This window comes from Pseudomonas sp. 2024-210 (assembly GCF_045062345.1).
Lineage (GTDB): Bacteria > Pseudomonadota > Gammaproteobacteria > Pseudomonadales > Pseudomonadaceae > Aquipseudomonas.
This window is the reverse complement of sequence record NZ_JBJGEJ010000001.1, coordinates 148,549-162,956: the sequence shown is the minus strand read 5'-3', so window position 1 is coordinate 162,956 and position 14,408 is coordinate 148,549. Positions and strand designations below refer to the sequence as shown.

Genomic DNA, 14,408 nt, shown 5'->3' with positions numbered 1-14,408 from the left:
TGCTGAGTGCGTGTTTATGCGCATAAACGCTCTGTTTAAGGTGCGGCTTTGCTCTTAGCAAAGCTGTACAGCCAGTTATACTTGCGGTTGAACGAAGCCAGTACTGGCACTCTAATATTTAACCACCATCTAAAAGGGAGCGGCGGGTGAGTCTCACAGTCATTGCGCAGCGTATGGATATCAAAAGCTATCAGAAGCTGGTGGTCGGTCTGCTCCTGAGTTCGACACTGCTGGTGTTGGCAGCGTGCTCCAGCACACCTAAAAACGGCGTGCGGGTTGTTGATCGCAATGGCGTTGCTCAGCGTCCTGCCGTAACGACCGGCCAGTACGTCGTTCGACGCGGCGATACGCTGTTTTCGATTGCCTTCCGTTACGGCTGGGACTGGAAAGCTTTAGCCGCGCGCAACAAGATTGATCCGCCCTTTACCATTGTCCCTGGCCAGACCATCCGCTTCGATGGTCGTGCGGGAACCGTGCCTTCCGGTGGGACCACAACGACGGTGGTGTCCTCATCTTCAGGCACTAAAACCACGGTTATCAAGCGCGCGGCCAACCCAACCAAATCGGCTGTGGCGCCAGCCCCGTTGCCCGCGGGCCCTGCTCCCAAAGGCTGGGGATGGCCTTCTGATGGCATTTTGATCGGTAAATTTTCTTCAAACGGTAGTTTGAATAAAGGTATTGATATCGCCGGAGATTTGGGACAGCCTGTTTTGGCTGCGTCTGATGGGTCAGTGGTTTACGCCGGGAGTGGATTGAGGGGCTACGGCGAATTAGTCATCATCAAACACAGTGATACCTACGTCAGTGCCTACGGTCATAACCGCAGGTTGTTGGTTCGGGAGGGGCAGCAGGTCAAGGTCGGACAGACAATTGCCGAAATGGGGTCAACTGGTACAGACCGGGTGAAACTTCACTTTGAGATTCGCCGCCAGGGTAAACCTGTAGATCCACTGCAATTCCTTCCACGACGTTGATCGCTTACCAGCCTGTTCCTGATGTAGCTAAGGAGCAGGTTCCAGCATTGCCAAGGATTAAGGCGGTGCTTGAGCTTGAGGTCGAACTCATCAAAGGACTATATCAATGGCTCTCAATAAAGAAGTGCCGGGGTTTGACATCGACGATGAGGTGCTCCTTATGGACGCCGACATCGACAATGACTTGATGTCAGAAGAAGACGATTCAACCCCTGCATCCCGCACCAAGTCAAAAAAAACAGCAGCCGTTAAACAGCACAAATACATTGATTACACCCGGGCGCTTGATGCGACTCAGTTGTACCTCAATGAAATTGGATTTTCCCCGCTGCTCTCTCCTGCCGAAGAAGTCCACTTCGCTCGCTTGTCGCAAAGTGGAGACCCTGCCGGTCGAAAGCGCATGATTGAAAGTAACCTGCGGCTGGTGGTGAAAATCGCCAGGCGTTATGTCAATCGTGGCTTATCGCTGCTCGATCTGATTGAAGAGGGCAATCTGGGGCTGATTCGGGCTGTCGAAAAGTTTGACCCGGAACGTGGGTTTCGTTTTTCGACGTATGCCACTTGGTGGATCCGTCAAACAATTGAACGGGCCATTATGAACCAGACCCGTACCATTCGTTTGCCAATCCACGTTGTCAAAGAGCTTAATGTCTACCTGCGAGCCGCTCGCGAACTGACACAAAAACTCGATCACGAACCCTCTCCTGAAGAAATCGCCAATCTGCTCGAAAAACCTGTCTCAGAGGTCAAGCGCATGCTTGGACTCAACGAGCGGGTATCATCTGTTGACGTATCCTTGGGACCTGATTCGGATAAAACGCTGCTTGATACCCTTACCGATGACCGTCCTACAGATCCGTGTGATCTGCTACAGGATGATGATTTGTCGCAAAGTATTGATCAGTGGTTATCTGAGCTCACCGACAAGCAACGTGAAGTGGTGATTCGCCGCTTCGGTTTGCGCGGCCATGAAAGCAGCACACTGGAAGACGTTGGTCTTGAGATTGGCCTGACACGTGAACGTGTACGCCAGATTCAAGTAGAGGGGCTTAAGCGTCTGCGAGAGATCCTTGAGCGCAATGGTCTTTCCAGTGAGTCGCTGTTTCAGTAAAACCTGTTTTTGATGCCACTGAAATGCCCTGAGCTGACGGCTCAGGGCATTTTTTTATGTTCGCTAACCCTCGTTGGGACTCGGCCCTAGCTATTTGAGCAGCCGTTACCCATCGCGCTGTATTGCATGGTGTGCTGTTGGCCCTGGTGGTCAAGGTAAGTCATTTGCAGGGAAACTACGCCGCAGACATCTGCAGGAACGGGTTCCATGTGTATCACTTTGGCAATGTCCAGATTAGAGCTGTACGTGTATTGCTCTGCAGCGGGTTGATCGGCAAAGGCCATTTGGCTGCCCAGCATGACGAAAGAAGCGGCAACCAACGTTTTAAACAGTTTCATTATCTATGTCCCAACGGTGCAAACGAATGTCGTCTTCAGTCGGAGTAATTAGGCCGAAGGCACTACGAAACGTGGGTGGGTGGTTTGCTTGGACCCTGACAGGCTGGCGTTTCGTGGCTTTGTTTGGAAGCTGTGTCCATTTTAGGCGGATGGCGTTTTGAATAAATCCCAAAGACTGGAAAGCAGTGTTGGAGAAACAGTAATAATCCTAAGTGCAGGCTCATGCCGTGTTTCTGTGACCCTTGAGCCGCTTAGGCTGGCCAAGCTGGTTAGGTGTTAAACGGGCCTTTTCTGTAGTGGGGTGTAAGCCTTTACTTACAACTGATGTAAGTGAAGGGCTTAAAAAAGTGTCATAAAGATGTTGTTTGATAATTAGGTTTTTTATCTTATTGATTTTAAAAGTTTTTATTTTTTATAAGTGAGCGATTACTAATAAGAACCTGTAGCTGATGCGCTTGCGTCAATTTTATAAAACTTTAATATCTTAACTGTGTCGACGGATTGATACGGCGCTCAAGGATGAACGTCAGAGGACATCGCAGGACGCGATTCATCAGGATGATGAGAAGGAAAAAAGGGACTAGGGAAAAAATGTGGGCGGGTCAAACCGCCCCTTTTTTTTGCCAGAATTAAAGCAAAACGCCCAAGACTAAAGTCTTGGGCGTTTTGCGTTGAGCGCGTTCAAAGGCTCTCTGGTGTAGCCTTTATGCCGCCTTACAGCGTTGGATAGTCGATGTAACCGACTGGGCCTTTGGCATAAAACGTTTCAGGGTGCGCCTCGTTCAGAGGAGCATCGGCCTTCAAGCGCGCAGGCAAGTCAGGGTTGGCGATAAAAGGTACACCGAACGCGACAGCGTCCGCTTTACCCGCCGCTATCCACGCATTTGCGCTTTCTTTGGTGAACTGTTCATTGATGATGTAAGGCCCGCCAAAAGCAGCTTTAAGCTGAGGGCCGAGGCTGTCAGGGCCTTCTTTTTCACGCGAGCAAATAAATGCGATCCCGCGTTTTCCCAATTCACTGGCCACATAGCTGAAGGTCTCAGCCAAGTTGTCATCACCCATATCGTGCAAGTCGGCACGTGGCGACAGGTGCACACCAACCCGACCTGCGCCCCAGACTTCAATGGCGGCATCGGTGACTTCAAGCAGCAGGCGCGCGCGATTTTCCAAGCTGCCTCCGTATTGGTCGGTACGCTTGTTAGTGCTGCTTTGCAGGAATTGATCAAGCAGGTAGCCGTTGGCGCCATGAATTTCCACGCCGTCAAATCCGGCCGCTTTGGCGTTTTCGGCGCCTGTGCGATAAGCCTCTACAATCTCGGCTATTTCGGCGGTTTCCAGAGCGCGTGGTACCGGGAAATCAACCTTTGGGCGAACCAGGCTCACATGACCCTTGGCTGCAATGGCGCTCGGTGCTACAGGGGCCTCACCGTTCAGATACATCGGGTGCGAGATCCGGCCAACGTGCCACAGCTGCATCATGATGCGGCCGCCGGCAGCATGAATGGCCTTGGTGATGTTGGTCCAGCCGCGTACCTGATCGTCAGACCAGATGCCGGGTGTATCCGGGTAGCCGACGCCCATGGGCGTTACCGAAGTGGCTTCGCTGAGAATCAGACCGGCCGATGCGCGTTGAACGTAATACTCCGCCATGAGCGCATTGGGTACGCGTCCTTCGTCAGCTCGGCAACGGGTCAATGGTGCCATGATGATGCGGTTGGGCAGTTCAAGGTCGCCCAGCTTGATCGGATCGAAAATCGTGGTCATTAATGCAGCCCTCTCAAGAGTCAATGTGTGACGGTCGCCAGCTCGGGATTGCCGGTCTGGCGAAATGTAATCAGTGTGATCAGCAGCGCGAGTACCGCCAGGGCAGCCGCTGCGAGTGGCACGCTGGTGAGGCCAAAGCCGTGTGCAATGACGCTGCCCCCGACCCAGGCACCCAGTGCGTTGCCAATGTTGAAGGCGCCAATGTTCAGGGTTGATACCAAATTGGGTGCGGCTTTGCCGAAAGTGACTACGTTCACTTGCAAAGCAGGCACGGCAGCAAACGAGGCCGTAGCCCAGAGGAACAGCGTGATCTCGGTCGGGATCACGGCAACGGCGGTCCAGCTCAATGCGGTTGATATGACCGCCATTGCGATAAATACGCCGATCAAGGTCGCAGCCAAGCGCTTGTCTGCCAACTTGCCACCGATGATGTTACCCACCGTCAGGCCCAGGCCGATCAACAGCAACGTCCAGGTCACGCCTTTAGGCGACACGCCTGTCACATCGCCAAGCAAGGGGGCGACATAGGTGAACAGGGTGAACATCGACGCAGAAAACAACGCGGTCATACTCAGCGAAAGCCAGATCCCAGCGCCCCTGAGCGCCGCCAATTCAGCACGCATGTCGAGCTTCTCTTCGTCGCGCTTGGCAGGCAAAAAGCGAATCAGGCCGATTAACGCAACAACACCAATGACGGTCACTGCAAAGAAGGTCGATCGCCAGCCGGCTGCTTGCCCCAGCGCAGTACCCAACGGCACGCCCAGTACGTTGGCTAAGGTCAGGCCGGTAAACATCAATGCCACAGCGGAAGCGCGTTTGTTGGCGGGCACCAGGCCAGCGGCGACCACGGAACCAATCCCGAAAAACGCACCGTGGCACAGAGCGGTGACTACGCGTGCAAACATGAGCACGTTGTAATCACTGGCCAGTGCGCAAAGCAGGTTGCCAATGATGAAAATCACCATTAATGCAACAAGGGCGGCCTTGCGCGGCAGTTTTGCTGTCGCCAGGGCCATGAAGGGAGCACCTATGGCTACGCCCAGCGCATAACCGGTGACCAGCCAGCCCGCTCCCGGAATAGAGACGCCAAGATCCGCTGCGACATCGGGCAGCAAACCCATGATGACGAATTCAGTGGTGCCGATGGCAAAAGCGCTGAGCGCCAGAATAAGTAGCGAGAGGGGCATGAGTATCCTTGTTAAAGCTCTTGGCTCAATGTGGCGAGAAACGCTTGAATGGTTTCTTCGTTACGTTTAAAAAAATGCCACTGGCCTACCTTCTGGCTGCTGATCAGGCCAGCGCGCTGGAGGGTGGCAAGGTGGGCGGAAACCGTGGATTGCGACAGGCTTAGGCATTGGTCGAACTGCCCGGCGCAGACACCGTGTTCGGTGCTGTGAAGCTGGTCCGGAAATTCGGTTTTAGGGTCTTTGAGTAAACGGATGATTTCTCGGCGTACTGGGTGTGCCAGCGCTTTTATTATTTCGTCGAGGTCGATCGGCATGGTGGCAGTGCTCAATTAAGTGCAGCGTTATATCGCGATGAGGCGAACTTTAAATCGTTATATCGCGATATACAAATATGAAATCGATCTGAGGTCAGCTCAAATCGGTATATCGGGTTATAACGATATTGGAGTGGCAGTGCTAAACTGCGCGGCATGAATTATCTCGCACATCTGCACCTCGGCGGCCAGCGGCCTGAAGAATTGCTCGGTAGTCTTTATGGCGACTTCGTCAAAGGCCGGCTGCAAGGTGAGTACAGCCCTGTCATCGAATCAGCGATACAGCTGCACCGAAGCATTGATGTATTCACAGACGCTCATCCTTTGGTAGAGCGCTCCCTGTCACGCTTTAGCCATACCCGTAGGCGTTATGCGGGTATTGTGCTGGATGTTTTTTTCGATCATTGCCTGGCGCGGGACTGGACGTTATACGCCCAGATCCCATTAGAGCGTTTTACTGCGGGCTTTTACCGAGTGCTTGAGGCGCAACCGCAATTGCCCAAACGCTTGGCTGCTATCGCGCCACATATGGCTGCGCATGACTGGCTGGGTTCGTATCGGCAGTTTTCGGTTCTGGAGCGAGTGTTCAAGGGAATTGCGCAGCGTCTGTCGAAGCCTGAGGAGCTGGCGGGGGCCATGCAGGATTTGCGGGTTTTGTATGAACCGCTTAGTGAGGATTTTCGAGCGTTTTACCCTCAACTGCAGGCTTTTTCCGCCTCTCAAATGAGCGGTAAATGTGAGCCTGCTGGCAATGCAGGCGAGTCTTTCAAGCGTTCTGAAGGGTAAGTCCATCATCCTGAGACTCTGTCGCACAAGAGCGTGTCGATCCTGTTAAGGCCTGTTTGATGGCTTCTTGTGCCCTATGGGCGAGCACTGCTCGTGAGTGTTGATGGCTATCGATCGGTTCAAGCAGGTGGATTTCTACATTGGCCCGATCGTGCGCGAACAACCGCAGCAGGTGGGACAGCAAGTCGTCATCACCCACAAAGGGTGCAAGCCCATCAGTCTCGTCATTGCGTAAATAGCGAATGGCGACAGGTTGTATGTGCACTTGGCTTTCAGTGGCTGCCGACAACAATCGACCATGAAACGTACGCACCGAACGCCCGTCGGTGGTGGTGCCTTCGGGAAATATCAACAGGGGAAGCTGTTGTTGCAGATGGCGCTTCATCTGATCGCGTATGTGATGACTCTCGCCTGCACCTCTACGAATAAAAAGGCTCCCGGCCTTTACCGCCAGCCATCCTGCCACGGGCCATGCGCGCACTTCTGCCTTGGATAAAAAAGACAGTGGCGTCAGTTGCCCAAGCAGCGCAATGTCGGTCCACGACACGTGGTTGCTGACCCATAGCATGGGCGTTGCGGGCAGCTCGCCCACTACCGTGATGCGAAAGGGCAGGGCATTGCTCAGGCGAGCCATAAAGAACTGTGACCACCGTTGCCGCAGCGCCGGCGTCTTGCTCGGCCGCACATGCGCCAGCAGCCCAAAGACGCAAGCCATGCCCAACCCCAGCGCTACTACGCCCAGAGCACGTGCCAACCGAGTGTATTGGCGCAGGCGCTTCATCACATCGCCGCCTTGAAGTGACGCGCGTAACGCGGGCACAGCTCATCACGCTTAAGCAGAATAAAGACATCGGCGACCTGGAAGTCTTCATCCCAGCAGGGTTCGCCGCATATCTTTGCGCCCAGACGCATGTAGGCTTTGAGCAAGGGAGGCATTTGGGTGATCACGTTGGCCGGTATGTCCAGTGGCGGCAACGGTTTTTTCGGCTGAGCGTGCAAATGCTCGGTGCATAAATATCGCTCGCGCAAGCGTTGCATGATGGCCTGGGCTTGGATGCCGCCGTCCTGCATCGGGATGCTGGCGCAGCCCATCAGGTAGTGATAGTCACCTTGGTTGAGGACTTCAGCCAGTTCCCCCCAGAGCACGGCGATGGTGCCACCATTGCGGTAAGCAGGATCGACACAGGTTCGACCAATCTCGAGCACTGATCCTTTTAAGCGGGCAAGACCGTTCAGGCTGAACTCTTGCTCACTGTAAAAGTGGCCCACACGCTTTGCTGCTTCATGATCCAGCAAGCGAGTGGTGGCGACCAATTGGCCGCTATTGAGGTCGCGCACACCGATGTGGGCGCAATGAGCGTCGTAAGTGTCGATGTCCAACCCAGGAACGGCACTTTTGAGGGTCGCCTTCAATTCCCCGCTAAATACACGAAAGCGCAGGGCTTGAGCTTCACGCACAGCGTTGGAAGTGGTCAAGCGTTCTGCCTGCAAGCATCGTTCTGGGGACGCGGCGCGAATACGGGCGATCTGAGACATTGCGAATCTCCGTGCAGGCTATTTGCCAGCTTTGGGTTTCTGCCAAGCGACTGAGGTGTGCAACTTCAAGCTAGGCAGGCGCAATGTCATCAGCATGACGGCGGGATGACGCTTGTATGACAGAGGTTGCGTGGACTGGTGCAAGCGGAACTGTGGATCTGCGTCAACGTCATAGGGAAATGTAAGAAAATCCTGCCCATACTGTGATCTCAGGGTAATGTTCGCCTACGTTTATCTGCCGATGAGTTTTTATGTTTAAAACGCTCCTATCTTCTGTTTGTGCCTTGATGCTGACGCTTGGTGTGAGCCTGTCGGCCCAGGCCAACTGGTACCTTGACGGAGAGTCGTCACGGCTGTCTTTCATTACGACGCACAATGCGAATGTTTCGAATATTCATCGTTTTCTAGTGTTGCACGGCAAAGTGGAGCGCAATGGCCGTGCGCAATTGCGTATCGAAATGGATTCGGTCAACAGCGCAGTGCCTTTGCGCGATGAGCGCATGCGCGACGTGTTATTTGATTTCAAGCACTTCCCTGAAGCCCAGGTCACCGCTCAGATTGATTTGCAACCTATCAATGACTTGGCCAACGGGGCGCAACTGGAGTTGCACCTGCCTGTCACGGTCAGCTTGCGAGGCAAACAACACACCTATGAAGCCCAATTGCTGGCTACCCGTCTCGATGAGCGCCGCTTTCAAGTGGTAACCCTTGAGCCGTTGATGCTTCAGGCTGAGGATTTTGGTTTACAACCAGAGCTTGAGGCGTTGCGCAAAATAGCGGGTTTGTCGGCCATCAGTTTTTCGGTACCGGTGGGTGCGGTACTGATTTTTACGGCGCGCTGACATGGCGGGCGCAGTGTTCCCGTGGCGCGGTGCCAATCAATTTGAATTGCTGATTGACGGCTCTGAATTTTTTCCTCGAATGTTGGCCGCTATTGATCAGGCGCAAGCACACGTGGATCTGGAGCTGTATCTGGTAGAGGCAGGTCGTTGCGCAGAAGCCATCGTTGAAGCGCTGGAGCAGGCCGCCCGGCGTGAAGTGAGGGTGCGCTGCTTATTCGATGGCTATGGCTGCCTGGCGTTTACCATGGGGCTGCGTCGTCGCTTGACGGATGCCGGTGTAGAACTGCGGTTTTACAATCCGCTGAGCTGGCGTCGGGGGGGCAATAACCTCTATCGCGATCATCGCAAGTTGTTGCTGGTAGACCAGAAGTTGGCGGTGGTCGGTGGCACAGGCGTTACAGATGAATTCTGGCAGCCTGATGACAATACGTGCGAGTGGCATGAGGTAATGGTTGCGATTAAGGGGCCCTTGGTTCAAGACTGGCAAATGCTGTTTGATCGTCAATGGCGCGCCAATATAAGCCGTAAGGCGTGGCGGCCCGCCACTCACTTTGGGTTGCCGCGTTTGCCGAGCGCACCTCTGGAGCGCGAGGGCATGGGACGTGTGACCTATGCCGATGCGCATCAGCACCGCGATATCCTGCAATCGCTGATACAGGCCATCAACGGTGCAAAGGAGCGCATCTGGTTGGCGACTCCGTATTTTTTGCCTACATGGGGCGTGCGCCGTGCTCTGCGACGAGCAGCGCATCGAGGGGTGGATGTGCGGCTGTTATTGACCGGTCCGCGCACCGATCATCCGTCTGTACGTTACGCGGGACACCGCTATTACCCGCGGCTACTGAAGTCAGGCGTACAAATATACGAATATCAGCCGTGTTTTTTGCATTTGAAGATGGTCTTGGTCGACGACTGGGTCAGTCTGGGCTCTTGCAATTTCGATCATTGGAATTTGCGCTTTAACCTTGAAGCCAACCTTGAAGCACTCGATCCTGTATTGACGCAGGCCGTGGTCGTCAGTTTTATGAACGACTTTAGTCAAAGCCTGCCAATCAGTCTGCAAGACTGGCAAACAAGGCCGCTTTGGGGGCGCGTCAAACAGCGGATTTGGGGCTGGGTGGATCGTCTGGTGGTGAATATTCTGGGTCGTCGACAATAAGCTTGGTACGTGGTCTGGCCTCTTTTTAGAAATCCACGCAGATATTTATTCAGGCTCCAGTTGCAGCGTTTGGCAGAGCGTGCAAAATCGAGCGCACCTTGCAAGCGCTGGAGAGGGGCAGGGATGATCTCAAGGAGCACTTTGCATGACTGCGTCGTTATTAATGGCTGTACTGGCGTCAGGCTTTATTTATGGCATCACTCCCGGGCCTGGAGTTTTGGCCGTCTTTGGTATCGGAGCCGCTCGTGGTCGTCGTGCCGGAGCCGGTTTTTTATGCGGGCATTTGCTGGGGGATGTGTTGTGGTGCAGTACCGCACTGATTGCCATCGTGGGCGCGCGTGAATTTGGCAATACCACTTTCAATGTGCTCGGTTTGATCAGTGGTCTTTATCTATTTTGGTTAGGACTGCGTGCAGTGCGTGCTCAACGCAGCAGTGATGGCCAGCAAGGTCCTTCTCGTCAGCCCTTTGCCCACGGCGTGGTCTTTGGGCTGACCAACCCTAAAGCCTATCCGGTTGCAGTCGCAACCTTTACTGCGCTGCTTTCCAGTCGCGCACAACTGTTGACTTGGGACATGTTGCCGTGGCTGATTGCCTTGAGTTTTGTGGGCGGCGCTGCTGCTTATCTGATTTTGATCGGTGTTGTAGGTGCCGCGCACGTCCGTGCGGTGTATCAGCGTCATGAGTTGCTGATTACCCGATTGTGCGGGGTTATGTTTATCGGGTTTGCCATCAGTGCATTGATGAATGCGTTGCCCGGCTTGTTGCACGTGATTCGGTGATACGCGGTCAGGTTTGTGGCCGGGTTGAAGAACAGGAAGTTAACCACGTCAAATCTTGAGGCGCCTAGTTGGCTATGGACATAAAAGGATACCTGTCTCAAGTCAGTTTCATTGACCTGTTACTCGATGCCATCTGCGTGGTCGACCGTAATGGTCGCTTTGTGTATGTCAGTGCTGCTTGCGAACGCATTTTTGGTTATGAGCAACATGAGCTGATTGGGCAGCCCATGATGGAGCTTGTACTACCGGCTGATCGTGAACGCACGTTGCAGGCGGCAGATGAAATCATGGCCGGTGAACCCAAGTTCAACTTTGAAAACCGATATATGCGCAAGGATGGTCAAGTGGTGCATATTTCGTGGTCTGCACGCTGGTCGCAGACCTATCAGATACGCGTGGCAGTGGCTCGCGATATTACTGAGCGCAAGAATGCCGAGTTACGTCAGCAGGCTATTTTCGCGATTTCAGAAGCTGCTCACGGGGCTCAAGACATGCTCGAACTGTTCAAGCGCGTGCATTTGCTCATCGGGCAGTGGTTACCGGCCTTGAATTTTTCAGTAGCACTCTGCGATCAAGAGGAGGGCGCGATAAGTTTCCCTTACCACGTTGATGATCATGCTCACTCGCAACTGACCGAAGTACGGCAGTTGAGTGGTGAAGTCATTAGCAGTGGTCAGGCTGTGTTGCGCTGCAGTGAAGCCTCCTGTTCTTGGTTATGTGTGCCACTGGTAAGCCCCAACCGTATTATTGGGGCGTTGGTCGTCAAAAGCTCCTTGGGCGATGAACGCTACAGTGAATCGCACAAAGAGCTTTTGCAGTTCGTATCGACCCAAGTGGCAGCCGCGATTGAGCGAAAACAGCTCATTGACAGGCTGCAGTTCTTGGCTCAATACGATGCATTGACTCAATTGCCAAATCGAGAGTTTTTTTATGAGCGCCTGAAGAGTGCGCTAGCTCGAGCGCAGAGGGAGCAGACGTGTCTGGCGGTACTTTTTATCGATCTGGATCACTTCAAAGCCGTCAATGATAACTATGGGCATGCTGTCGGTGATGCGTTATTGCAACAGATTGCCCATCGCTTGAAGCAGAGCGTTCGGGAAAGTGACACGGTGGCAAGGATGAGCGGCGATGAGTTTGTTTTGATACTGGAAAGCCTCAGGCAATCTGAGGACGCGCTGATGGTCGCCGACAAAATACGCCAACAGCTTAGTCAGCCATTATTGGTTGAAGGGCAAACACTCAGCATTTTTCTCAGTATTGGGTGGGCGGTATATCCAGAGCATGGCGAGCACTCCCGGCAACTGCTGTGTCATGCAGACACGGCGATGTACAGGGATAAAAAGATGAGGCGTTGATCAGGCAGGTCTGGCAATGGAAGCGGGATGTTGCTGGGGCCAACCACTAAAGGTTACTTGGAGGTTTGAGCCATAAAGAAGTGGAGCGGGTAGAGGGAATCGAACCCTCAACTAAAGCTTGGGAAGCTTTCGTTTTGCCACTAAACTATACCCGCTTGAAGCGGCTGACTTTGTACCAGAAGTCAGAGCAGATGAGAAGTTTTTATTCTTGGAATGAGTCATTTGCAGTCATTGCGAGAGCGTCGCGTCCAACATTGGCTTGATCAAATTGACCACAGATCGGCAGATCTGTCTCCTGGAACAGCCTTCGTTCGGGTTTAAAACTGTGCGATCTCTTCAGCGGTAAGTGCGCGGTATTGGCCTGGCGCAAGTCGGCTGTCCAGTACCAAAGGCCCTATGCTTTCACGGTGCAGATGCACGACTTTGTTATTGAAAAAACCAAACATCCGTTTGACCTGATGGTAACGTCCCTCAACGATGCTCAAACGAGCACTGTGCGCCCCTAGCAATTCAAGCCGCGCGGGTAGGGTGGTTTGATCTTCATAAGCGAAATAAACGCCCTCATTGAACTTCGCAATGTACTCGACGCCTATAGGCTGCTCGGTTTCGACGTAGTAAACCTTGGGCATTTTAGTTTCGGGTTGGGTCAGGCGTCGCGACCAATGCCCGTCATTGGTAATCAGCATCAACCCACTGGTATTAAAATCCAGTCGGCCGGCAATATGCAGCTCATGCTTGTCAGGCTCATTGAACAGATCCAGAACGGTTGAATGCTCAGGGTCTTGCGTTGCGCTGACACAGCCGGGCGGCTTGTGCAGCATGAAGTAACGCGCTGACTTGCCAGCTTGCAAGGTATGACCGTCGAACTCGATACAACAGAAAGGTCTGATCTCATGCTGAGGATCGCTAACGATGCGCCCGTCGACTTTGATACGTTTTTCTGCAAGTGCCAGCCGAGCTTGCGCGCGATTGAACTGGGGCAAGTTGCTCAGAAAGCGGTCTACACGCATAGCGATCAATCACTTGAGATTCAAGCGGGTATCTTACGCGAGGCCTTGAGGTTGCGCTGAAGGTAATTGCTTTTCTACCTCTGCACAGCGCGGGCAAAGGCATGTGAGGTCTAGTTGCTCGACTCGCAACGCTTTTAAGCGTTCCGGATTGATGCTGACGTTGTAGCACCAACAGGGGTGAGCAGCCAGTTCGGGGCTTGCCAGTGCGCAATCATTGCGCGCTCCGCATACGGGGCAAAGGGAGGGTGAAATCATGGCAGTCAGTCCGGTGGTCAATTTGCGTGAATACGTTTAATTGTAAGCGTCGTGTGTCGTGTGTGCGTCAAGATCTTTGAGATCAGGCAGGTTGCAGCATGATTTTATTGGCACGCCGGGGCGATGAGCCATGTGCTTATTCATAGCCCATTTCCGTACAGATCAATTGACAAGCGTGTTGAGCTTTTTTAGTGTCCGCTCCATTGATTCTCAGGGTGTTGCCATGATGTCGGATGACCGTATAAAACTTGAGCCAGGCTGGAAACAGGCTTTGCGTGATGAATTTGAAAAGCCCTATATGGCCTCGTTGCGCGAGTTTTTGCGTCAAGAGCATGCTGCCGGTAAGGAAATTTATCCCCCAGGGCCGCTTATTTTCAATGCGCTTAATTTAACGCCTCTGGATGGCGTCAAAGTAGTCATTCTTGGGCAGGATCCCTATCACGGGCCAGGACAGGCGCACGGGCTGTGTTTTTCAGTTCAGGCGGGTGTTCCAGTACCGCCTTCGCTGGTCAATATTTATAAAGAGCTCAAGCGTGATCTGAATATAGATATTGCCCCCCATGGTTGCTTGGAGAGTTGGGCAAAGCAGGGGGTTTTATTGCTCAATACGACGATGACTGTCGAGCGCGCGAATGCGGCTTCGCACGCGAAAAAAGGCTGGGAGCATTTTACAGATCAAATTATTAAGGTGGTGAGCGAGCACCAGGAAAAGTTGGTCTTTTTGCTATGGGGCGCCCATGCGCAAAGCAAACAGAAACTGATAGATGCAACCAAGCATCTAGTGCTCACGTCAGTGCATCCATCGCCGCTTTCCGCGTACCGCGGTTTTATAGGGAATGGGCACTTTAGTCGAACTAACAAGTTTCTAGAGCACAATGGGTTGGCCCCTATCGACTGGAAACTGCCTGTCGATTAAATGCGAGATACCATCGGCATCCGTTGTATGCAGGTAAGCCAAAGTCCTTGGCTTTTTGCACACCAGGTAAGGCTGCCTGG

General features: G+C 53.3%; 16 protein-coding genes and 1 tRNA gene. 8 read left to right on the top strand and 9 right to left on the bottom strand.

What is annotated here, in order from left to right:
* Positions 1-146: 146 nt before the first annotated feature.
* Together ACI7MX_RS00790 and rpoS are read left to right on the top strand one after the other, a co-directional pair.
* Positions 147-974, top strand: coding sequence for a peptidoglycan DD-metalloendopeptidase family protein (locus tag ACI7MX_RS00790; RefSeq protein WP_405586287.1), 828 nt, complete (start codon positions 147-149; stop codon positions 972-974).
* A 106-nt stretch (positions 975-1,080) separates the two neighbouring features.
* Entirely contained in the window at positions 1,081-2,085 is a 1,005-nt protein-coding gene (gene rpoS / locus ACI7MX_RS00785) for an RNA polymerase sigma factor RpoS (RefSeq protein WP_314489461.1), read from the top strand.
* 86 nt (positions 2,086-2,171) lie between these two features.
* On the opposite strand, the gene ACI7MX_RS00780 is transcribed toward rpoS, so the two are convergent.
* The 4 genes from ACI7MX_RS00780 to ACI7MX_RS00765 form a co-directional block, all read right to left on the bottom strand.
* Positions 2,172-2,384, bottom strand: coding sequence for a DUF2790 domain-containing protein (locus tag ACI7MX_RS00780; protein WP_405586508.1), 213 nt, complete (start codon positions 2,382-2,384; stop codon positions 2,172-2,174).
* Positions 2,385-3,137: 753 nt separating this feature from the next.
* A complete protein-coding gene (locus ACI7MX_RS00775; RefSeq protein WP_314489455.1) occupies positions 3,138-4,187 on the bottom strand; it encodes an alkene reductase in 1,050 nt (349 codons plus the stop codon).
* Between the two features lie 20 nt (positions 4,188-4,207).
* Entirely contained in the window at positions 4,208-5,374 is a 1,167-nt protein-coding gene (locus tag ACI7MX_RS00770; protein WP_314489453.1) for an MFS transporter, read from the bottom strand.
* Positions 5,375-5,385: 11 nt separating this feature from the next.
* Positions 5,386-5,688, bottom strand: a complete 303-nt coding sequence (locus ACI7MX_RS00765; protein WP_314489450.1) for a helix-turn-helix transcriptional regulator — start codon at positions 5,686-5,688, stop codon at positions 5,386-5,388.
* Between the two features lie 156 nt (positions 5,689-5,844).
* Here ACI7MX_RS00765 and ACI7MX_RS00760 point away from each other — a divergent pair, with 156 nt between their 5' ends.
* The gene (locus ACI7MX_RS00760) at positions 5,845-6,474 is read left to right on the top strand and encodes an ACP phosphodiesterase (protein ID WP_405586292.1); all 630 of its coding nucleotides are present in this window, start codon (positions 5,845-5,847) and stop codon (positions 6,472-6,474) included.
* On the opposite strand, the gene ACI7MX_RS00755 is transcribed toward ACI7MX_RS00760, so the two are convergent.
* Together ACI7MX_RS00755 and olsB are read right to left on the bottom strand one after the other, a co-directional pair.
* Entirely contained in the window at positions 6,455-7,255 is an 801-nt protein-coding gene (locus ACI7MX_RS00755; RefSeq protein ID WP_405586295.1) for a lysophospholipid acyltransferase family protein, read from the bottom strand. The genes ACI7MX_RS00760 and ACI7MX_RS00755 overlap by 20 nt on opposite strands.
* A complete protein-coding gene (gene olsB / locus ACI7MX_RS00750) occupies positions 7,255-8,010 on the bottom strand; it encodes an L-ornithine N(alpha)-acyltransferase (RefSeq protein WP_314489443.1) in 756 nt (251 codons plus the stop codon). The genes ACI7MX_RS00755 and olsB overlap by 1 nt, the downstream gene beginning before the upstream one ends.
* Before the next feature lie 251 nt (positions 8,011-8,261).
* On the opposite strand from olsB, the gene ACI7MX_RS00745 reads away from it, so the two are divergent.
* The 4 genes from ACI7MX_RS00745 to ACI7MX_RS00730 all read left to right on the top strand — a co-directional run bounded on the left by ACI7MX_RS00745 (position 8,262) and on the right by ACI7MX_RS00730 (position 12,147).
* Complete coding sequence (locus ACI7MX_RS00745; protein WP_314489440.1) at positions 8,262-8,852, top strand: YceI family protein; 591 nt, start codon at positions 8,262-8,264, stop codon at positions 8,850-8,852.
* Position 8,853: 1 nt separating this feature from the next.
* Complete coding sequence (locus tag ACI7MX_RS00740; protein WP_405586298.1) at positions 8,854-10,011, top strand: phospholipase D-like domain-containing protein; 1,158 nt, start codon at positions 8,854-8,856, stop codon at positions 10,009-10,011.
* 145 nt (positions 10,012-10,156) lie between these two features.
* On the top strand, positions 10,157-10,792 hold the full coding sequence (locus ACI7MX_RS00735) for a LysE family transporter (protein WP_314489435.1): 636 nt from the start codon (positions 10,157-10,159) through the stop codon (positions 10,790-10,792).
* 74 nt (positions 10,793-10,866) lie between these two features.
* Positions 10,867-12,147 (top strand): diguanylate cyclase domain-containing protein, encoded by a 1,281-nt coding sequence (locus ACI7MX_RS00730; RefSeq protein WP_405586301.1) that lies wholly within the window; start codon positions 10,867-10,869, stop codon positions 12,145-12,147.
* An 81-nt stretch (positions 12,148-12,228) separates the two neighbouring features.
* On the opposite strand, the gene ACI7MX_RS00725 is transcribed toward ACI7MX_RS00730, so the two are convergent.
* The 3 genes from ACI7MX_RS00725 to ACI7MX_RS00715 all read right to left on the bottom strand — a co-directional run bounded on the left by ACI7MX_RS00725 (position 12,229) and on the right by ACI7MX_RS00715 (position 13,412).
* Positions 12,229-12,302: transfer RNA gene (locus tag ACI7MX_RS00725), tRNA-Gly, on the bottom strand.
* A 162-nt stretch (positions 12,303-12,464) separates the two neighbouring features.
* Positions 12,465-13,157 (bottom strand): pseudouridine synthase, encoded by a 693-nt coding sequence (locus ACI7MX_RS00720; RefSeq protein WP_405586304.1) that lies wholly within the window; start codon positions 13,155-13,157, stop codon positions 12,465-12,467.
* Positions 13,158-13,190: 33 nt separating this feature from the next.
* Positions 13,191-13,412: a cysteine-rich CWC family protein gene (locus ACI7MX_RS00715; RefSeq protein WP_314489426.1), complete on the bottom strand. Its 222-nt coding sequence runs from the start codon at positions 13,410-13,412 to the stop codon at positions 13,191-13,193.
* 223 nt (positions 13,413-13,635) lie between these two features.
* Between ACI7MX_RS00715 and ung the strand changes: the two genes are divergently transcribed.
* Positions 13,636-14,328, top strand: coding sequence for a uracil-DNA glycosylase (ung, locus tag ACI7MX_RS00710; protein WP_405586307.1), 693 nt, complete (start codon positions 13,636-13,638; stop codon positions 14,326-14,328).
* Positions 14,329-14,408: the final 80 nt, after the last annotated feature.